Origin of the sequence: Streptomyces sp. NPDC050423 (assembly GCF_040655445.1) — a bacterium.
Classification (GTDB): Bacteria; Actinomycetota; Actinomycetes; order Streptomycetales; family Streptomycetaceae; genus Streptomyces.
Map to the genome: position 1 here is coordinate 92,447 of NZ_JBFAJY010000008.1, position 19,557 is coordinate 112,003.

The window sequence follows — 19,557 nt, forward strand, 5'->3', positions numbered from 1 at the left end:
GAGTGTCACGAGTGGGCTCCGGTCCGTAACCACCGGCGAGTTGGACCCGTTGGAGGGGGCATGGGCTTCACGATCGGCGGCATCCGCGAACTGCGATCCGGCTCACGGCGCCGCGGCCGTGCGGCCGAGGGCACCGCGGTGGCCGAGTACACGGGGCTGTGGGGCTGGGCCGTCACACCGGGTGCGCGGGCCGCGGACGGCAACTGCTCCTGCGGGGAGACCGACTGCCCCTCCCCCGGCGCGCATCCGCTGGACTTCGCGCGGGAGGTGCCCGCCGGGGCGACGCTGGAGACGGCGGCGCGCGCCTGGGCCGAGGTGCCGGGTGCCTCGATGCTGCTGCCGGTGGGCCGCGGCTTCGACGTCCTCGATGTCGCCGAACAGTCCGGGCGCCGGGCGCTGGTACGGATGGAGCGGATGGGGCTGCCGCTGGGCCCGGTGGCGGTGACGCCGGCCGGCCGGGCGCAATTCTTCGTGGCGCCGGGCGCCGCGGCCGGACTCCCCCAGCTGCTGTACCGGATGGGCTGGGACGACGCGGGGCTGGATCTGCGGGCGCTGGGCCTCGGCTCCCACATCACCGCACCGCCGTCGGACCAGGGCGGCCTCGGACCGGTCCGCTGGCTCCGGTCACCGGCCCTGGACACCGCGGCGGCGCCCCCGGAAGCACAGCTGCTGCTGGGCACGCTGGCGTACATCTGCCACCGCTGGGCGCCCTGCGGCTGAGCCGCCCGGGAGCGGTCCGTCCCGGCTCAGCGAAGAGCCCGGCCGCATGGGGTCATGCGGCCGGGCTTCTCTCTGCCTGCGGGTGTCAGTCCCCGATCAGGGCGTCCACGAACGCCTCCGGGTCGAACGGGGCCAGGTCGTCCGGCCCCTCTCCGAGCCCGATCAGCTTCACCGGAACGCCCAGCTCGCGCTGGACGGCGATGACGATGCCGCCCTTCGCGGTGCCGTCGAGCTTGGTGAGGACGATGCCGGTGATGTCGACGACCTCGGCGAAGACGCGGGCCTGCACCAGGCCGTTCTGCCCGGTGGTGGCGTCCAGGACGAGCAGGATCTCGTCGAGCGGTCCGTGCTTCTCGACCACCCGCTTGACCTTGCCGAGCTCGTCCATCAGACCGGTCTTGGTGTGCAGCCGGCCCGCCGTGTCGATCAGTACGACGTCGGCGCCCTCGGCGATGCCTTCCTTCACCGCGTCGAAGGCGATCGACGCCGGGTCGCCGCCCTCGGGGCCGCGCACGGTGCGGGCACCGACGCGCTCGCCCCAGGTCTGGAGCTGATCGGCGGCGGCGGCCCGGAAGGTGTCGGCCGCGCCGAGCACGACGCTGCGGCCGTCGGCCACGAGCACCCGGGCGAGCTTTCCGGTGGTGGTGGTCTTGCCGGTGCCGTTGACACCGACGACCATCACGACGCCCGGGGTGTCGACGCCGCTCTCCGTCTTGACCGCACGGTCGAAGTCGGTGCCGAGCAGGGTGAGCAGTTCCTCGCGCAGGAGCGAGCGCAGCCCCTCGGGGGTGCGGGTGCCGAGGATCCGGACGCGCTCCCGGAGCCGTTCCACCAGCTCCTGGGTGGGGGCGACGCCGACGTCGGCGGTGAGGAGCGTGTCCTCGATCTCCTCCCAGGTGTCCTCGTCGAGGTTGTCCCGGGACAGGAGCGTGAGCAGCCCCTTGCCGAGGGAGTTCTGCGAGCGGGCGAGGCGGGCCCGGAGCCGTACGAGACGGCCGGCCGTGGGCTCGGGAACGTCGAGCGCGGGGGCCTCGACGACCTCCGGGGCCTGCTCGTCGGCGGTCTCGGCGGGCGGGAGCCCGACCTCCTCGATGGTGCGGCGCGATTCGTCGCGCGGCGTCTCGGCCTCCTCGCCGACATGGGGCTCGGCGGGAGGAGTGATGGTCGGCGTGCTCGACGGTGCCGGGGGCAGCTGCTTCTTCTTGCGGCTGCTGACCACGAGCCCGCTGATCACGCCGACCGCGACCAGGGCGATGACTACAGCAAGGATGACGAATTCCATAACCCACCCAGTATCAGTCACGTGCGGGGACAAACGAGGAATGGCCGCCCCGCCGGGCGGCGGACGGGCGGCGCCTGCGCGGTCCCCGTCGTCTCATGCGGAACGGCCGAACTGGTCCCCGTCGCGATCACGGCGACCCTGACGGCCTTCGTGGCGGCCGGCCGTCCGCTCCCGGGGCCGCGGGCGCGGGCGCTGCGGGAATCGTGATTCCGCCGACGGTGCCGAGGGGAGCGGCGCTGGCGGCCGGCACACCGGAACTGGCCGTCACCCGGGATCCGGTCTCCTTCGTCGGCGCGTTACTGCCGGACCGGATCCCGGTGCCGCATCCGCTCGTCGCCGTGCTCGGCACGGTGCCGATCAATGCCATGCCGATGCATTCGGCGGGTTTCACCGCGCAGACGCCGGGATTCCGCGGCCCGCTCGCCTGGGCGGTCGCGGTGAATGCCGCGATCAGCCTGATCCTGGGCGCGCCGCTGATGATGGCGGCGAACCGTTTCATCGATTTGTTCGTCTCCTTTCCGAATCTGCTCGCGGTGACGTTCTCGCGGAATGGTTCAGCGGTCCGCTCGCCACCACGTGGGCCGGGCGCAACAAACTGGGCCGGGCCATCTCCGGCGGCCCGCACGCGGCACACCCCTACACTTCTGACGCCACGTCAGCTACTGTCCGGCCTCGCCCAGCCCGCCCGGCGAAGGGGACAGTGCCATGGCCTTCACAGTCGTCCGGTTCAACCTCGTCGATCCAGCCGCCACGCCCGCCTCGCTCTCGGCCCGCTACCGCGCGGCCCTGGACATGGCCGCGTACGCCGACGAGCACGGCGTCGACACCGTGCAGACCGAGGAGCACCACGGCGCCGCCAACTCCTGGCTGCCCTCCCCCTTCGTCCTCGCCGGTGCCGTGTTCGGCGCCACCGGCCGGATCGCGGTCACGGTCTCCGCGGTCATCGGGCCGCTGCACGACCCGCTGCGGCTGGCGGAGGACATCGCGGTGCTCGACCTGCTGAGCGCGGGCCGGCTGGTCACGGTCGCGGGGATCGGCTATCGGCCCGAGGAGTACGAGCGGGCGGGCGTCGAATGGGGCAGGCGCGGACGGCTCCAGGACGAGCTGCTGGAGACGCTGCTGCTGGCGTGGACCGGGGAGCCGTTCGAGTTCCGCGGCCGCACGGTCACGGTCACCCCGCGTCCTTTCACCCGGCCGCACCCGCTGCTGCTGGTGGGCGGCAGCTCGCGGGCGGCGGCGCGGCGGGCGGCCCGGCTGGGGCTGCCGCTGTTCCCGAGCGCGCATCTGCCCGAGCTGGAGGCGTACTACCACGAGCAGCGCACGGAGCACGGCACGGAGGGCTTCTGCATGATGCCCGCGGCCGAGACGCCGTTGCTGCACGTGTCCGAGGACCCGGACCGGACATGGGCCGAGTACGGGGAGCACTTCCTGCACGAGGCGCGCACGTACGCCTCCTGGCAGTCCAAGGACATCCGCTCGGCCGTCCGTTCGGCGGCGACGACGGTGGCGGAGCTGCGCGACGAGGGCGTCTACCGGATCATCACCCCTCAGGCGTGCGCGGATCTGGGCCGGGAGCTGGACAGCCTGGTGCTGCATCCGCTGTGCGGCGGGATGCCGGTCGAGGAGGGGTGGCGCAGCCTGCGGCTGTTCTGCGAGGCGACCGGCGGCTGAACGGAGTCGGCAACGGGGTGGGGATCAGCCCATCTCCTCCAGCGCCTTGCCCTTGGTCTCCTTGACGAACTTGATGACGAAGGGGATCGAGAGCGTGGCGAAGCAGGCGTAGATGATGTACGTGCCCGACAGGTTCCAGTCGGCGAGGCTCGGGAAGCTCGCGGTGATCGCCCAGTTGGCGATCCACTGTGCGGACGCGGCGACGCCGAGCGCGGCGGCGCGGATCCGGTTCGGGAACATCTCGCCGAGGAAGACCCAGACGATGACACCCCACGACAGGGCGAAGAAGAGCACGAACACATGGGCCGCGACGAGCGCGACCACGCCCTGGGTGGTGGGGAGTTTGCCGTTGACCAGGGCGGCGGAGAAGGCCCATGCCTCGAAGGCGAGGGCGACGGCCATACCGCAGGAGCCGACGAGGGCCAGCGGGCGACGTCCCACCCGGTCCACCAGGACCATCGCGATCACGGTACCGATGATGTTGATGATCGAGGTGGTGAACGAGTAGAAGAACGAGGCGGTCGGGTCGATGCCGACGGACTGCCACAGCGTCGCGGAGTAGTAGAACGCCACGTTGATGCCGACGAGCTGCTGGAAGACCGACAGTCCGATACCGACCCAGACGATGGGCAGGAAGCCGAAGCGGCTGCCCAGCAGATCCTTGAAGGTCGACTTGTGCTCGCGGTGCATCGCGGTCTCGATCTCGGCCACCCGGGCGTCGAGGTCGACATCGTCGCCCTCGACCTCCGACAGGATCCGACGGGCCCGGTCCTTCCTGCCGACCGAGATCAGGAACCGCGGCGACTCGGGGATGGCGAAGGACAGCAGCCCGTACAGGACGGCGGGCACGACCATCACGCCGAGCATCCACTGCCAGGCTTCGAGGCCGCCGATCTTGCCGCGCTGGTCGCCGTCGGCGATCTGCAGGATGCCGTAGTTGACCAGCTGGGAGATGGCGATGCCGATGACGATCGCCGCCTGCTGGAAGGAGCCGAGACGGCCGCGGTAGGCAGGCGGCGAGACCTCGGCGATGTACGCGGGGCCGATCACCGAGGCCATGCCGATGGCGAAGCCACCGATGATGCGCCAGATCGCCAGGTCCCAGAGGGCGAAGGGGAGCGCGGAACCGACGGCGCTGATGGTGAAGAGGACCGAGGCGATCTGCATGCAGCGGATGCGGCCGATGCGGTCGGCGATACGCCCCGCGGTGGCCGCACCGATCGCACAGCCGATCAGGGCGATGGCGATGACCTGGGCGAGCGTGCCGGAGCCGATGCCGTACCGGCTGCGGATCGCCTCGACGGCCCCGTTGATCACGGAGCTGTCGTAACCGAAGAGGAAGCCGCCCATCGCAGCGGCTGCCGTGATGAAGATGACATGGCCGAGGTGGTCCGGGTGGGCCGCTCTGGCTCCGGACTCCGGTCCCTGCGATGTGCTGGTCACATGAACTCCTGGTACCTGGCCGCGAGCGCAGGCGTGGGGGGGGCGAGCTGTTCCCAGTGGCGCATAGGTTCACCACTGCCACCACTTGAAGACGAAAGCAGTGACAGCGGATAAATCTCTTCGATTTCCGAAGTCAGCACCGCGCTTCTTGCGGGCATTTACCTCGGAGTATCGAGCGGACCCGTTGAAGTCCTGAAGGTTGAGCCGATCCGGAAAGGGCTCAGCGCAGCCGCTGACTGATGACCTTCGAGACCCCGTCGCCCTGCATCGAGACGCCGTAGAGCGCGTCGGCGACCTCCATCGTCCGCTTCTGGTGCGTGATCACGATGAGCTGGGAGCTCTCCTGGAGTTCCGCCATGATCCGGATCAGACGCTGGAGGTTGGTGTCGTCGAGCGCCGCCTCGACCTCGTCCATGACATAGAACGGGCTCGGCCTGGCCTTGAAGATCGCGACGAGCAACGCCACTGCTGTGAGCGACCGTTCACCGCCGGACAGCAGGGACAGCCGCTTCACCTTCTTGCCCGGTGGGCGGGCCTCGACGTCCACACCGGTCGTGAGCATGTTGTCCGGGTCGGTCAGGACGAGCCGCCCCTCACCGCCCGGGAAGAGGCGCGAGAAGACGCCCTCGAACTCGCGGGCGGTGTCCCGGTACGCCTCGGTGAAGACCTGCTCGACGCGCTCGTCGACCTCCTTGATGACCTGCATCAGATCGGCCCGGGTCTTCTTCAGGTCCTCAAGCTGCTCGGAGAGGAACTTGTGCCGCTCCTCCAGCGCGGAGAACTCCTCGAGAGCGAGCGGATTCACCTTCCCGAGTTGCTGGTACGCCCGTTCGGCCGACTTCAGCCGCTTCTCCTGCTCGGCCCTGACGAACGGCTTCGGCTGGTTGCGCGGATGCTCCGGATCCTCCGGCAGCTCCTCGCCCTCCGCGGCCGGGGACGGCGGCACGAGCTGATCGGGCCCGTACTCGGCGGCCAGACCGGCCGGTTCCACGCCCAGCTCCTCCAGGGCCTTCGCCTCCAGCTGCTCTATCCGCAGCCGCTTCTCGGCGCCGAGCACCTCTCCCCGGTGGACCGAGTCCGTCAGCTTGTCGAGCTCGCCCTTGAGCTCGCGGCCCCGCAGGCGCTCGGCCGCCAGTTCCTGTTCCCGCTCGGCCTTCGAGGCCTCCGCGGCGGCCCGTTCCCGCTCCGCCCGTACGACGGACACCTCGACGTGGGCCAGCAGCTGACGGGCACCGGACGCCACGGCGGAGGCCACCGCGGCCTCGTGGCGCAGCCGGGCCCTGCGCTGCTCGACGCGGGCCCTGGCCTCCCGTTCGGCGCGGGCGCCGCGGTCGAGGGAGTCGGCGCGGCCGGCCAGCGCCTTGACGCGTTCCTCGTGGGTACGGACCTGGAGGCGGGCCTCCATCTCGGTCTGGCGGGCGTTGGCACCGTCGGCGGCGAGCCGGTCGCGCACGGCGGTGTCCGGCTCCTCGTCCGCGCCGTCCTCCGAGGCCTCCTCGGCGACGAGCAGCCGTTCGGCGAGCTCCTCCGCGTCCTGGGTCGCGCGCTCCAGCGCCTCCTGGGCGCGGGCCGCGGAGGCGGCCATCCGGTCCGCCTCACCGGCCGCGCCCCGCGCCTGGCCGGCCAGCCGCCCGAGCTGCTGGGCCACCCCGGACTTCTCCCGCTCGGCGGCCCGGCGCCGCTCCCCCAGCTCCTCGACGAGGGCCGCGACGCTGCCGCGACGCTGCGCCGCGAGCCGCTGCGCCGCGGCCAACTCCGTGCACCGCACCGCCAGTTCGGCCAGCTCGGCGGCCGCCTCGTCCACGGACGCCTGGACTTCGAGGAGACTGGGCGCCCCGGCGGAACCACCGTGCGCGAAGTGCGCCGAGAGCACGTCGCCCTCGCCGGTCACCGCGGTCAGCTCCGGGCGGGCGGCCACCAGGTCCTCGGCGTCCTCCAGCGTCCCGACGACCACCATGTCCCGCACCAGCCTGCGCACCGCGGCCATCAGTTCGACGGGACCGCTGACGAGACCGGCGACGGCGGGAGCTTCCCGGCCGTCGAGAGCCACGGCCACCGGCCTGTCGGCGGCCGCCGCCCCGGTCCCGGCGGGCCCCTGCGGCGCCGGCAGGGCCGAGCCCTCCTGCGCGGGGACGTGGGCGACGCCGCCCCGGGGCGCGGTGTCCGCCTCCGCACCCTGACCGGGTACGTGCCCCACCGCGTCGGGCGCCCCGGGGAGGGCGCCTGGTCCGCCTCCGAGCAGCAGCGCGGCCCGTCCCGCGTCCAGTTTCCGCAGCAGCCGGATCGCCTCCGCCGCGGTGGCCGGGTCCGTCACCGCCACCGCGTCCGCCGCCGCGCCCAGTGCGGCGGCCACCGCGACCTCGTGTCCCGGCGCCACCGTGAGCAGCTCCGCGGCCGGCCCGAGCAGGCCGGCCAGCCGGTCCCGGGCACCGAGCAGCACCCCGGTGCCGTCCTTGCGGCGCAGCCCGAGGGCCAGTGCGTCATGGCGGGCCGCGACCGCGGCGCGCTCGCGTTCGGCGGCGGTGGCGGCCTCGCGGGCGGCGGAGAGCGCGGCCTCCGCCTCCTTCAGCTCGTTCCTGGCGGCCTCGTGCCGCACGCCGAGCTCGGCGTCGCCGGCGTCCAGGCCGTCGACCTCGGCCTTGAGCTCCTCGTACTCCTCCTGTGCGGCGACCGCCCGCTCCCGCGCCTCGTCGCGCGACGCGGCCAGCCGGTCGATCTCCGCCTGCGCCGAACCGGCACGGCTGCGGGCCGCGTTGACCTGGCCGCTCAGCCGGGCGAGCCCTTCGCGCCGGTCCGCGAGGGCGCGGGCCGCGTCCTTCAGCCTGCGCTCCTCGGCCGCCAACTCGCTTTCCAGCTCGGACCGGTGGGATGCGGTGTCCTCCAGGGCGTGTTCCGCGGCTTCCAGCGCCGCGGTCAGCTCCGCCTCCTGCTCGCGGATCCGGGCGGCCTCGCGCTCCATGTCCTGCGGGTCGCGGCCGCGCCGCTCCTCCTCCGGCGCGGCGGTGGCGCTCTTCACCCGGGCGTCGGCCAGCGAGATCGTGCCGCGCACGCGTTCGGCCAGCTGCGACAGCTCGTACCAGTTCTGCTGGGCGCGCTGGAGCCGCGGCGTCAGCCGCCGTACCTCGTCCTCCAGTTCCGCCTCGCGCCCCAGTACCGCCTTGAGCTCCGCCTCTGCCGCCTCCCGGCGCTGCTTCAGGGCCGCCTCGTCGGCGATCTCACCGCGCAGCGCTGTGTGCAGCCGGCCCAGGTCGTCGGCGAGCAGCCGCAGCCGGGCGTCGCGCAGATCGGCCTGGATGACGGCGGCCCGGCGCGCGACCGCGGCCTGCCGGCCGAGCGGCTTCAGCTGTCGCCGCAGTTCGTCGGTGAGGTCCTGGACCCTGGCCAGGTTCGCCCCCATCGCGTCCAGCTTCCGCAGCGCCTTCTCCTTGCGCTTGCGGTGCTTCAGTACGCCGGCGGCCTCCTCGATGAACGCGCGGCGCCCCATCGGGTCGGCGTGGAGCACGGAGTCCAGCTGGCCCTGGCCGACGATGACATGCATCTCCCGGCCGATACCGGAGTCCGAGAGGAGTTCCTGGATGTCGAGCAGCCGGCAGGTGTCGCCATTGATCTGGTATTCGCTGCCGCCATTGCGGAACATGATCCGGGTGATCGTCACTTCGGCGTACTCGATGGGCAGTGCGCCATCGGAATTGTCGATGGTCAGCGACACCTCCGCCCTCCCGAGCGGAGGCCGCCCGGTGGTACCTGCGAAGATCACGTCCTCCATCTTGCCGCCGCGCAGGGATTTGGCGCCCTGCTCCCCCATGACCCAGGAGAGCGCGTCCACGACATTGGACTTGCCCGATCCATTGGGGCCGACCACACAGGTGATCCCGGGTTCGAACCGCAGGGTCGTGGCAGAGGCGAACGATTTGAAACCACGCAGGGTCAGGGACTTGAGGTGCACGCCGCCGGACTCTACCTTTCGCTCTCGGTTTCGCTGATGAAGGTGCAGGGCACATCAGACGGTAAGGGAAGGGGTGTACGTCCGGGGCGGGACGGGCGCGGTTCGGAGGGGAAAAGAAAGAAGGGACGCCGAAGCGTCCCCTACAAATCTTGTGATTGCTCTCTGGTGCATTGCCGTACCGACGGATCCGACGCCTCCGTGGAGACGCGCATGCCGGATCAATGACAGGCAGACGAAGACGCAGATCAGGCTCAGTCGATGATCAAGCGCATTCGATCTTCAATGATCCGGTGGCGATACGACGATGACGATTCCGTGCGGCTGACGCGTGCAGCCCGACCGGCCCTGGGGCCATCGGTCAGGTCAGCGCCGGCTCCGCCTGAGGTACGTCGATGTCGATGCTGTCGAGCAGCGACTCCTGGTGCTGAGCGGCGGCGTTGAGCGCGTCGTTCTCGTCCTGAATCCGTACGATCTCGGATTCAAGATCCTGGACGCGCTGCTGAAGCCGTCGCATCTCGGCGAGGAGTCGCGGGTCGGAACCGCCGACGTAACCGAGAAGCGCCTTTGCCATGAGGATGGTCCTCCACACTGAGTGACCGACCGATGCGGTGTGGGTCGTGAGGGAATCGCACCCGCGGTGCTCGGCAGTGCTCTGTGTTCACTGCTGTTCTGCTGCCAAACAGCTCTGCCGAACAGCTAAGGTGCGCGGGGTTTTCAGCGTCTCACCAAAAAGTTTGACGGTCAACACGATCACACACTGTAGAGACGGGCGTCCCGGGGGCGCGCGGCTTGACGATCATGCGGCGCGACTCTCCTGCGGGGCCCTCAGCGGCAAGGAGATCATCCTTCTCGCCGCAGCCTCGCACGGCAACCGAATCTTGGCAACCACCGGATCATTCCGCAGGTCATTTCATGTGTACGCACAATGGCACCCCTCGCCGTCACCCCACGCCGCCCTTCGAACACAGCCCGAACACGAGACTTCTCCCGACCCTGTCCGGGTACCGGATCAACGGATCGCGAACCCCTCGTATCCGCCCCGCGGGGTGTCCCAGATCTCAGTGACTCCGTCAACGCGCCCGGGTGTGTCGTCCGAGCGCAGCCAATCCAGCAGACGGTGGCAATTCTCACGCCGCCCCTCGGCGACCACCTGCACCCTGCCGTCGTCGAGATTGAGGGCGAATCCGGTGAGGCCACCGATCTCCAAAGCGTTTGCCCTGGTGAACCAGCGGAACCCTACTTGCTGTACTCGGCCGCGTACCCAGGCGGTGAGTCGCACATCTTCGTTCATGCCCGAACGCTAACCGGCCAATTGATCCCGGAGCACTTCTCTCCGAAAGGCCATGGCGTACAGTCCCCTCGCACATGCTTCACTCGATCGGGTGAGTCCTCGATCGGGTGAGTCATGGTGACGCCGAAAACGGCGTCCAGGTCGTCAGAAGGGCACAGCAGATGGGACGCCACCGACGCTCCGCCGCAGCTCCCGCCGCTGAAGAGACCGCGGAACGGGACACGGGCCAGAGCCGGGGAACCCGCCGCGGGAAGCGGTCCGGGATGCCGGTGCGTACGGGACTGCTCGGTGTCTCCGCGGCCATGGCCGTCGGGGCCGTCGCCGTGGCCTCCGGACTGCTGCCCGGCGGCGACAACTACCTGGGCGGCGGTTCGGCCGCCGACCAGGTGCGCTCCCAGGGCGCCCCGGACCTGCTGACCCAGGGCGGCTCCACGACCCCGCCGGCCGACCGCACAACCGCGTCCGACACGGCCAGCCGCGGCACCGGCCGCACCGACGGGCCCACGAAGTCGGGCCCCTCCGCCGACGGCAAGCCCTCCTCGTCCCCTTCCAGGACGTCCGGGCCGGCGAAGGAGGCGGAGAAGAAGGAGCCGTCCGGGAAGGCTTCCGCCTCGAAGACTCCGGCGGCCAGGGCCACGAAGAGCGCGGTCGCAGCCGCGAGCTCGGCGCCGACGGCACCGGCCCCCTCGACCTCCGCTCCGGCTCCCCACCGGACCACGGCGCCGCCGCCCGCCGACACCTCGGCCCAGGCCGCCGTGCTCTCCCTGGTCAACCAGGAGCGCGCCAAGGTCGGCTGCAGCCCGGTCACCGCGAGCAGCTCGCTGGCCTCGCTCGCGCAGAACTTCAGCGACGACATGGCCGCCCGCGGTTTCTTCGACCACACCGACCCCGACGGCAACACCCCGTGGGACCGTGCCGCCAAGGCCGGCGTGGACGGACTCGGCGGCGAGAACATCGCCCGCGGCCAGGCCGACGCGCAGGCGGTGATGGACGCCTGGATGAACAGCGAAGGCCACCGCGCGAACATTCTCAACTGCGACTACAAGACGCTCGGCGTCGGTGTCCACTTCGGTTCCGGCGGCCCCTGGTGGACCCAGGACTTCGGCTTCTGAGCCCTGCCCGCCCCGCACCACCACCCCCTGCGACCCCGTACGCCCCACCGCTCACCCACGGATTGCGCAACCTCGTGGAGAGCGCTGTGCGGGCGTACGCTGGTTTCCATGGACGAGAACGGCGGCAGCGGGACGGACGGCTGTCCGGACGACGAGTGGCTCTTCGACGTGTTCTCCAAGCGGTGCCCCTCGCGCGGCACCCTGGAACATGTCACCGGCCGCTGGGGAAGCCTGACGCTCGGCGCCCTGTACGAGGGCAGCCTCCGCTTCAACGCGCTGCGCCGCCGGGTCGACGGGGTGAGCGAGAAGATGCTCTCCCAGACACTGCACGCGCTGGAACGTGACGGGCTGGTGCACCGCGAGGCACAGCCGGTCAACCCGCCCCGCGTCGACTACGAGCTCACCCCGCTGGGGCGACAGGTCGCCGAGCAGTTGCTCGGGCTGATCCATCTCGTCCAGGGCCGGATGACCGAGGTCATGGCAGCTCGTGAACGCTACGACGAGGCCCGATAGGGCGTGTATGGGGTTGTCACGCGGCGTCGCGCGGCGGGCGCTGGCAGCGCGGGCAGAAGTAGCTGGACCGGTTCATCCAGGCGCGGCGCCTCATCGGCGTACCGCAGCGGTGGCAGGGCTCGTCCTCGCGCCCGTAGGCGTCGAGCGACCGGTCGAAGTAGCCCGACTCGCCGTTCACATTGACGTAGAGGCTGTCGAAACTCGTGCCGCCCTGCTCCAGCGCCGCGTTCATCACATCGCGGACGTGGCCGAGCAGTTCGGCCGACTTGGGGCGGGTCAGGGTCGCGGTCGGCCGGTCGTAGTGCAGCTTGGCGCGCCACAGCGCCTCGTCCGCGTAGATGTTGCCGACACCGCTGATCAGCGACTGATCGAGCAGGGCACGCTTGACCGTGGTGCGGCGCAGTCGCAGCGCGGTGAAGAACGCGGCGTCGTCGAATTCCGGGTCCAGGGGATCGCGGGCGATGTGCGCGATGGTGTCGGGCACTCCGTCGGGGGTGTTGTCGTGGAGCGAGAGGCCGCCGAAGGTGCGCTGGTCGACGAAGCGCAGTTCGGTGCCGACGGAGTCGTCGAAACGGATCCTGACCCGCAGATGCTTCTCGTCGGCGGCGTCCTGCGGCTGCACGAGCAGCTGGCCGCTCATGCCGAGGTGGCCGAGGAGCGAGCCGGACGTGTCGTCCAGCGGCACCCAGAGGTATTTGCCGCGGCGCATCGCCGGCCCGAAACGGATACCGGCGAGCCGGGCCGCGAAGTCCACGCCCCCCGCGAGATGGCGGCGGACCGCCCGCGGGTGCAGGACCTCGACCTCGCCGACCGTGCGCCCGGTCACCCAGCGCTGGAGACCGCGTCGTACGACTTCGACCTCGGGCAGCTCGGGCACGGTGTCGCTCCTGTATCTGTGTCGGGATCTGGTTCAGGGCAGGGAAAACCCCCCGGTGCACAGGGCACCGAGGGGTTCTCGGGTCAGGCCGGAGCGACGTCCGTGGACGGCGGCGGGTCGGCAGGGGTGTCGGCGGCCCCTCCGTCGGCAGTGGCCTCCTCGGCCACAGCCTCCCGCGCCTCCGCGGCGGCGCTGATCTCGCGCCAGGCGGATTCTGCCGCCTGTTGCTCCGCTTCCTTCTTGCTACGGCCGGTGCCGGTGCCGTACGAGACACCACCGACGCGAGCAGCAGCAGTGAAGGTCTTCTCGTGGTCCGGGCCGGTCTCCGTGACGAGGTACTCGGGAACTCCGAGGCTCTCGCTCGCGGTGAGCTCCTGGAGACTGGTCTTCCAGTCCAGGCCGGCGCCGAGGTTGGAGGACCTGTCGATCAGCGGGTCGAAGAGCCGGTGGACCAGCTCCGAGGCCGCGCCGAGGCCCTGATCGAGATAGACCGCACCGAGCACCGCTTCCAGGGTGTCGGCGAGGATGGACGCCTTGTCCCGGCCACCCGTGCCCTCTTCACCGCGGCCGAGCCGGATGAAGGAGCCGAGTTCGAGGCCGCGGCCCACTTCCGCAAGCGCACGCGAGTTGACTACCGCGGCCCGCAATTTGGCCAGCTGGCCTTCAGGCAGGTCGGGGTGAGTGCGGTACAGCGTGTCCGTGACCACCAGACCGAGCACCGAATCCCCGAGGAATTCGAGCCGCTCGTTGGTGGGCAGACCGCCGTTCTCGTACGCGTACGAACGATGGGTCAGCGCACGCACCAGAAGGGCGGACTCGAGGTGGTACCCGAGCCGCCCTTCCAGAAGCGTGTGGGACGAGGCTGTGTTGACGTTGTCTGCCTGCTTCTTGGCTTGGGACAACTCAGACATCGGGCCTCTCACCAGCCGCTCAGACCTCGAGGACCTGGCGCTTGTTGTACGTGCCGCAGCTGGGGCACGCGATGTGCTGCAGCTTCGGCTCCTGGCAACGCTCGCACGAAACCAGGGTGGGGACCGCAGCCTTCCACTGCGACCGGCGGTGGCGCGTGTTGCTGCGCGACATCTTCCGCTTCGGAACAGCCACGGCTACTTCTCCTGCTTCTCGTCGACGCCACGTTCGGCGCCGCCCATGTTGTCCTTCTCGCCGTCCTGAACGGTCTCGGCGAGTCCTTGCAATGCCGCCCAACGGATATCGAGGGCTTCGTGATGGTGACCGGGGTTCTCGTCCAGCCTGACTCCGCATTCGGAGCACAGACCGGCGCAGGTCTCCCGGCACACCGGCTGCATCGGCAGTGCGAGCACCACCGCATCACGCAGCACTGACTCGAGGTCGAACAAGCCGTCCTCAAGGAAGAACCTGTCCTCGTCGTCCTCGGCGTCGTCGACCGGGTCCGCCGTCTTGCTGCGGTTCCGGTCATCGGCGTCAGGGTACGAGAACATCTCCTGGAAGTCCGCCTCGACCTCAAGGCTCAGCGGCTCCAGACACCTTACGCACTCCCCCTCGGCCGATGCACGGGCGGTGCCTGTGACGAGCACACCTTCCATGACCGATTCGAGGCGGACGTCCAGCTCCACGGGTGCGCCTTCCGGCACACCGACGACTCCGTCGATACCGAAGTCCTTGGGGGCGCCCACCGAGCGGGTCAGCCGCTTCATGGCACCTGGACGCCGACCCAGCTCGTGCGTATCGAACACGAGAGGGTTTCGGTGGTCGAGATGGCCGTTCAGGGCTTTTCCTGCTTTCGAATCATGCGCATCACGCGTGGTGGGGAGGGCCGACCGGCTCCGGAGTCGAAGTGGGCAGCCTGGATCGCGGACATACGCGCGACCGAAAGCCAGGATACTTGACGCGCCGCCCAGCTCCCAATCCGGTCCTGATCCGACCCCTGAGCAGCGCCCCGGCCGGTCAGTGCTCCTGTTCGTACCTGCGGAGCTGGTCCAGGTCGATCATGCTGGTGTCGAACAGGCTGGTCTCGTCCAGGGCGCCCTCGCCCTGCTGCTGGAGGGGCTGCTGCGGCTGGACGGGCTGCTGCTGCCAGGTGTCGTAGCCCTGCGCGGGCAGCGGGGCCTGGTTCTGGTCGTAGCCCTGCTGCTGGTAGCCCGCGTAGGGGTCCGGCTGCTGCTGGTAGCCGTACACGTCCTGCTGCGGCTGGTCCTCCTGGTAGGCGTACGTCTGCGCGTACTGCGGCTCGGCCTGCGCGGGGAAGTGCGGCTCGGCCTGCGCGGGGAAGTGCGGCTCGGCCTGCGGAGGCAGCTGCTGGGACATCTGCTGCGGTTGCGGGGTGGCCGTCTCGGCCAGTCCCGCCCAGTGGTCCTCGTCGCTGGTGCGGGCCTGGCTGCCCGCGGCGTCCTGGGCGGCCATGTGCGCGCCGAGGTCGTCGGTGGCGACCCGGCCGTGCAGCTTCTGCCGGCCCCGGCCCACCGCCTCCAGGGTCTTGGCGAGCACCGCTTCGAAGGCGCCGAGCTTGGTGTCCACGTACTCGTCGGCCCGGCGCTGGAGCGTGGCCGGGTCGGCGCTGCGCTCGGGGGCCTCGGCGAAGTCGGGGTCCTCGTAGCCCTGCTCGTCGAAGCCCTGACCGCGGCCGAGGAGCTTCTCGCGGCCCCGGTCGACGGAGCCGATGGTCTTGGTGAGGACGACCTCGAAGTTGGCGAGCTTGCTGTCGACGTACTCGTCGGCCTCGCCGCGGATCTCCTCGGCGTCCTTGCGGGCCTCACCGAGGATCCGGTCCGCCTCGGTCTGGGACCGCCGGGCGATCTCGGTGCCGGAGATCAGCGAGCCCCGCTCGGCGTGGGCGGTCTCGATGATCCGCCCGGCCTCCTGACGGGCCTGCTCGACGAGCTGCTCCCGGCCGCCGATGAGCTCCTGCGCGTGCGCGAGGGAGCCGGGCAGGGCCTGGCGCACCTCTTCGAGCATCGCGAGCAGTTCGGCGCGGTTGACCACGCAGGACGCCGACATGGGCATCGACCGGGCGTTCCCGACCGCTTCGACGATCTCGTCGAGCTTCTTCTGCACGTCCACCGTGTGCTCGCCACTCTCTACTGCCGATTGGAGACGGACGGGACGACTGTACGGCCAGTCGGCGCCCGCCCGACACCTGGTGACGGGCTGTCAGCGCCTCACCTCTGGGCGAGGCGCTCCGTCAGGGCCTCCTGAACCAGTGGCGGCAGCAGGTGCGAGACGTCGCCGCCCCAGGTCGCCACCTCCTTGACCAGGGAGGACGACAGGAAACTGTAGGTCGGATTGGTCGGCACGAAGAGCGTTTCGACACCCGAGAGCCCGTTGTTCATCTGGGCCATCTGGAGTTCGTAGTCGAAGTCGCTGACGGCCCGCAGGCCCTTCACGATCGCCGGGATGTCGCGCTGCTTGCAGAAGTCGACCAGCAGCCCGTGGAAGGCCTCGACCTGGACGTTGCCGAAGTCCGCGGTGACCTGGCGGATCATCTCGATCCGCTCGTCGATCGTGAACAGACCCTTCTTGGACTGGTTGATCATCACCGCGACGTGTACGACGTCGTACAGCTTCGAGGCGCGGCCGATGATGTCGAGATGTCCATTGGTGATGGGGTCGAACGACCCCGGGCAGACGGCGCGGCGCAACTTGATTCCCTCGCTCTCCGGTCCGGTCATCGTGCGTCTTCGCACGTAGCGGCGGCGCGACCGTACCAAAGCGTTCCCTCGCCGTAGCGACGGGCCCGCAATGGCTCGAATCCCTTGGGCCAGCTGAATTCTCCGCCTCTGGTGCTGCGCTCCACGGTGACGAGCGCATCGGCCGAGAGCCACCCCTGCGCACGGAGTGTGAGCAGGATCTCGCCAAGATCGTCGTCGGTGACGGCGTACGGCGGGTCCAGGAACACCACGTCGTACGGCTCCGCGGGCGCCGGTCCTGTCACGATCTGTTCGGCTTTGCCCGCCCGGACCTCGGCGCCGGGCAGGCCCAGGGTGCGGACGTTGTCCCGGACGGTGCGGACGGCCTTGGCGTCGGCCTCGACGAGCAGGGCGTGGACCGCGCCCCGGGAGAGCGCTTCGAGGCCGACGGCTCCCGAGCCCGCGTACAGATCGGCGATCCGGATGCCGTCGAGGGTGCCGAGGAGCGCCTGCCAGGTGGAGAACAGGCCCTCGCGCGCGCGGTCGGAGGTGGGGCGGGTGCCGGTACCGGGCGGGACGGCCAGGCGGCGTCCGCCGGCCGAGCCGGCGATCACGCGGGTCATGGGTGTCTGATCCTCGGGTCGGGGCGGCGCGCAGGGTGCTGCGGGCGCCGTGCCACCCACGATATGGCGTCGCGGGGACCGGGGCGCCCGCAGCACCCGCACCGCGTGCGTCACCCCTTGTCGAGGTACTCCTCGCGCTCCTTGTCGAGCAGCGCGTCCAGTACGAGGCGCAGCTCGGGCAGGTGCTCCAGGTCCGGGTCGGCGGCGACGACGGTGACGGCCTCCTCGCGGGCGGCGGCGATGACCTCCTCGTCATCGATGACGCTGAGCACCCGCAGCGAGGAGCGGACCCCGGACTGGGCCTGGCCGAGGACGTCGCCCTCGCGGCGCTCCTCCAGGTCGATCCGGGACAGCTCGAACCCGTCGAGGGTGGAGGCGACGGCGGAGAGCCGGGCGCGGGAGGGGCTCGCCTCGTGGGCCTCGCTGACCAGCAGACACAGTCCGGGGGCCGAGCCGCGGCCGACCCGGCCGCGGAGCTGGTGCAGCTGGGAGACGCCGAACCGGTCGGCGTCCATGATCACCATCGCGGTGGCGTTGGGGACGTTGACCCCGACCTCGATGACCGTGGTGGCGACCAGGACGTCGGCCTGGCCGGCGGCGAAGCGGCGCATCACGTCGTCCTTGTCGTCGGGGTGCATCCTGCCGTGCAGCACCTCGACGCGCAGGCCGCTCAGCGGCCCCTTGGCGAGCTGTTCGGCGATGTCCAGGACGGCGAGCGGCGGGCGCTTGTCCGCCTCCTCCCCGGCGTCCTTCTTCCCCTTCTTCTTGGCCGCCTCGTCCTCGTCGTCGCCGATCCGGGGGCAGACCACGTACGCCTGGTGCCCGTTCTCCACCTCCTCGCGGACCCGTTCCCAGGCGCGGCTGAGGAAGTGCGGTTTGTCCTTGGCGGGGACGACATGGCTGGCGATCGGCGAGCGGCCGGCCGGCAGCTGGTCCAGGACGGAGGTCTCCAGGTCACCGAAGACGGTCATGGCGACGGTACGGGGGATGGGGGTGGCGGTCATGACGAGCAGATGCGGCGGCTGCTTGCCCTTGGAGCGCAGGGCGTCGCGCTGCTCGACCCCGAAGCGGTGCTGCTCGTCGACGACGACAAGACCCAGCTCGTGGAACTTCACCTTGTCCTCGATCAGCGCATGGGTGCCGATCACGATCCCGGCCTCGCCGGTGACCAGGTCGAGCAGTGCCTGGCGGCGGGCGGCCATGCCCATGGAGCCGGTGAGCAGGACCACCTTGGTGCCGCGCTCGGATCCGCCCAGCATGCCGCCCTCGGCCAGCTCCCCCATCATCTCGGTGATGGACCGGTGGTGCTGCTGGGCGAGCACCTCGGTGGGCGCGAGCATCGCGGCCTGCCCGCCGGCGTCTACGACGGTGAGCATGGCGCGCAGCGCGACCATGGTCTTGCCGGAACCGACCTCGCCCTGGAGCAGCCGGTGCATCGGGTGCTCGGCCGCCAGATCGTCGAAGATCTCCTTGGTGACCTTGAGCTGGCCGTCGGTGAGGGTGAAGGGCAGTCTGGCGTCGAATGCGTCGAGCAGCCCGCCGGGGACGGGCCGGCGGGCGACTGCGGGCAGCTGGGTGTCCGCGTACCTGCGGCGGGCCAGTGCGACCTGGAGGACGAAGGCCTCGTCCCACTTGAGCCGGTCCCTGGCCGCCGCGACGTCGGCCTTGGTCTGCGGCCGGTGGATCTTCAGCAGCGCCTCGGGCAGCGCGGTGAACCCGCGGCCCTCGCGCAGCGCGGGCGGCAGTGGGTCGACGGCCTCCTGGGCGCTCGGCAGCACCGCGTCGACCGCCTTGGCGATCCGCCAGGAGTCGAGCTGCTTGCAGGCCGGGTAGATCGGCAGCAGCTTGCCGGCGAAGGCGTCCACGGCCTCGGTAGCCCCGGCCTCGTCGGTGGACTCCGCGTCGAGCAGTTGGTACGTGGGGTGGGCGAGCTGCATCTTCCGGTTGAAGACGGAGACCTTGCCGGCGAACATGGCGCGCCGGCCCGGCAGCAGCTCCTTGTGCGGCTTGTGGACGCCGTGGCCGAAGAAGACCAGCTGGAGCCGGCCGTGGCCGTCGGTGAGGGTCACTTCGAGGCGCTTTCCCCGGCCGTTGTTGAACGCCATGACGCGGGCGTCGGCGACCTGGGCGACGACGGTCACATGCTCGTCCAGCGGGAGGTCGGTCAGCGCGGTGAGCCGGCCGCGCTCCTCGTACCGACGCGGGTAGTGATGCAGCAGATCGCCGACCGTGTGCAGGTCGAGGTGCTCGGCCATCACCTTGGCGGTGGCGCCACCGAGCAGCTTCTTGAGGGGTTCGTCGAACGCAGACACGCGATCCATTGCACACCACACCACTGACAGTTGTCCGCCGGGCACCACCGGGCCGCGCCACGTACTGGTCGCGATCACCGCACCGGGACGCGATAAGCCCTGGTCGGAATCGTGCCCGCAACCCTAGGATCGGCTCCCACGCTTCTCGTTCGCGATCACCTG

18 protein-coding genes are annotated in these 19,557 nt (G+C 70.6%); 4 read left to right on the plus strand and 14 right to left on the minus strand.

Annotated features, from left to right (window positions below; genetic code table 11):
• Positions 1 to 60 precede the first annotated feature (60 nt).
• Positions 61 to 720, plus strand: coding sequence for a bifunctional DNA primase/polymerase (locus AB0I52_RS08790; protein WP_363070321.1), 660 nt, complete (start codon positions 61 to 63; stop codon positions 718 to 720).
• Between the two features lie 85 nt (positions 721 to 805).
• On the opposite strand, the gene ftsY is transcribed toward AB0I52_RS08790, so the two are convergent.
• A complete protein-coding gene (gene ftsY / locus AB0I52_RS08795) occupies positions 806 to 2,002 on the minus strand; it encodes a signal recognition particle-docking protein FtsY (RefSeq protein WP_363070323.1) in 1,197 nt (398 codons plus the stop codon).
• Positions 2,003 to 2,129: 127 nt separating this feature from the next.
• Positions 2,130 to 2,627: a hypothetical protein gene (locus tag AB0I52_RS08800; RefSeq protein WP_363070325.1), complete on the minus strand. Its 498-nt coding sequence runs from the start codon at positions 2,625 to 2,627 to the stop codon at positions 2,130 to 2,132.
• Positions 2,628 to 2,707: 80 nt separating this feature from the next.
• Here AB0I52_RS08800 and AB0I52_RS08805 point away from each other — a divergent pair, with 80 nt between their 5' ends.
• Entirely contained in the window at positions 2,708 to 3,673 is a 966-nt protein-coding gene (locus AB0I52_RS08805) for an LLM class flavin-dependent oxidoreductase (protein WP_363070326.1), read from the plus strand.
• A gap of 24 nt (positions 3,674 to 3,697) precedes the next feature.
• On the opposite strand, the gene AB0I52_RS08810 is transcribed toward AB0I52_RS08805, so the two are convergent.
• The 4 genes from AB0I52_RS08810 to AB0I52_RS08825 form a co-directional block, all read right to left on the minus strand.
• Positions 3,698 to 5,116 carry a sugar porter family MFS transporter gene (locus AB0I52_RS08810; protein WP_363070328.1) on the minus strand — a complete coding sequence of 473 codons (1,419 nt, stop codon included), beginning with the start codon at positions 5,114 to 5,116 and terminating at the stop codon, positions 3,698 to 3,700.
• Positions 5,117 to 5,336: 220 nt separating this feature from the next.
• A complete protein-coding gene (locus AB0I52_RS08815; protein ID WP_363070330.1) occupies positions 5,337 to 9,062 on the minus strand; it encodes an AAA family ATPase in 3,726 nt (1,241 codons plus the stop codon).
• 358 nt (positions 9,063 to 9,420) lie between these two features.
• Positions 9,421 to 9,633, minus strand: coding sequence for a hypothetical protein (locus tag AB0I52_RS08820; protein ID WP_024494492.1), 213 nt, complete (start codon positions 9,631 to 9,633; stop codon positions 9,421 to 9,423).
• A gap of 438 nt (positions 9,634 to 10,071) precedes the next feature.
• Entirely contained in the window at positions 10,072 to 10,353 is a 282-nt protein-coding gene (locus AB0I52_RS08825) for an acylphosphatase (RefSeq protein WP_026242487.1), read from the minus strand.
• 161 nt (positions 10,354 to 10,514) lie between these two features.
• On the opposite strand from AB0I52_RS08825, the gene AB0I52_RS08830 reads away from it, so the two are divergent.
• On the plus strand, positions 10,515 to 11,465 hold the full coding sequence (locus AB0I52_RS08830) for a CAP domain-containing protein (RefSeq protein ID WP_363070332.1): 951 nt from the start codon (positions 10,515 to 10,517) through the stop codon (positions 11,463 to 11,465).
• A gap of 108 nt (positions 11,466 to 11,573) precedes the next feature.
• Positions 11,574 to 11,978, plus strand: coding sequence for a helix-turn-helix domain-containing protein (locus AB0I52_RS08835; protein WP_363070334.1), 405 nt, complete (start codon positions 11,574 to 11,576; stop codon positions 11,976 to 11,978).
• A 16-nt stretch (positions 11,979 to 11,994) separates the two neighbouring features.
• Here the strand turns inward: AB0I52_RS08835 and mutM are convergent, their stop codons facing one another.
• The 8 genes from mutM to recG form a co-directional block, all read right to left on the minus strand.
• Entirely contained in the window at positions 11,995 to 12,855 is an 861-nt protein-coding gene (mutM, locus tag AB0I52_RS08840; RefSeq protein ID WP_363070336.1) for a bifunctional DNA-formamidopyrimidine glycosylase/DNA-(apurinic or apyrimidinic site) lyase, read from the minus strand.
• Positions 12,856 to 12,938: 83 nt separating this feature from the next.
• Complete coding sequence (gene rnc, locus AB0I52_RS08845) at positions 12,939 to 13,766, minus strand: ribonuclease III (RefSeq protein ID WP_363070338.1); 828 nt, start codon at positions 13,764 to 13,766, stop codon at positions 12,939 to 12,941.
• Between the two features lie 19 nt (positions 13,767 to 13,785).
• Positions 13,786 to 13,959 carry a 50S ribosomal protein L32 gene (gene rpmF / locus AB0I52_RS08850; RefSeq protein WP_003965982.1) on the minus strand — a complete coding sequence of 58 codons (174 nt, stop codon included), beginning with the start codon at positions 13,957 to 13,959 and terminating at the stop codon, positions 13,786 to 13,788.
• 2 nt (positions 13,960 to 13,961) lie between these two features.
• Positions 13,962 to 14,570 carry a DUF177 domain-containing protein gene (locus AB0I52_RS08855; RefSeq protein ID WP_363070340.1) on the minus strand — a complete coding sequence of 203 codons (609 nt, stop codon included), beginning with the start codon at positions 14,568 to 14,570 and terminating at the stop codon, positions 13,962 to 13,964.
• Between the two features lie 211 nt (positions 14,571 to 14,781).
• On the minus strand, positions 14,782 to 15,894 hold the full coding sequence (locus tag AB0I52_RS08860) for a cell division initiation protein (RefSeq protein ID WP_363070342.1): 1,113 nt from the start codon (positions 15,892 to 15,894) through the stop codon (positions 14,782 to 14,784).
• A 98-nt stretch (positions 15,895 to 15,992) separates the two neighbouring features.
• Positions 15,993 to 16,472, minus strand: a complete 480-nt coding sequence (coaD, locus tag AB0I52_RS08865; RefSeq protein WP_363070476.1) for a pantetheine-phosphate adenylyltransferase — start codon at positions 16,470 to 16,472, stop codon at positions 15,993 to 15,995.
• 26 nt (positions 16,473 to 16,498) lie between these two features.
• A complete protein-coding gene (gene rsmD / locus AB0I52_RS08870) occupies positions 16,499 to 17,083 on the minus strand; it encodes a 16S rRNA (guanine(966)-N(2))-methyltransferase RsmD (RefSeq protein WP_123461894.1) in 585 nt (194 codons plus the stop codon).
• Between the two features lie 110 nt (positions 17,084 to 17,193).
• Positions 17,194 to 19,404 carry an ATP-dependent DNA helicase RecG gene (gene recG / locus AB0I52_RS08875; protein ID WP_363070344.1) on the minus strand — a complete coding sequence of 737 codons (2,211 nt, stop codon included), beginning with the start codon at positions 19,402 to 19,404 and terminating at the stop codon, positions 17,194 to 17,196.
• Positions 19,405 to 19,557: the final 153 nt, after the last annotated feature.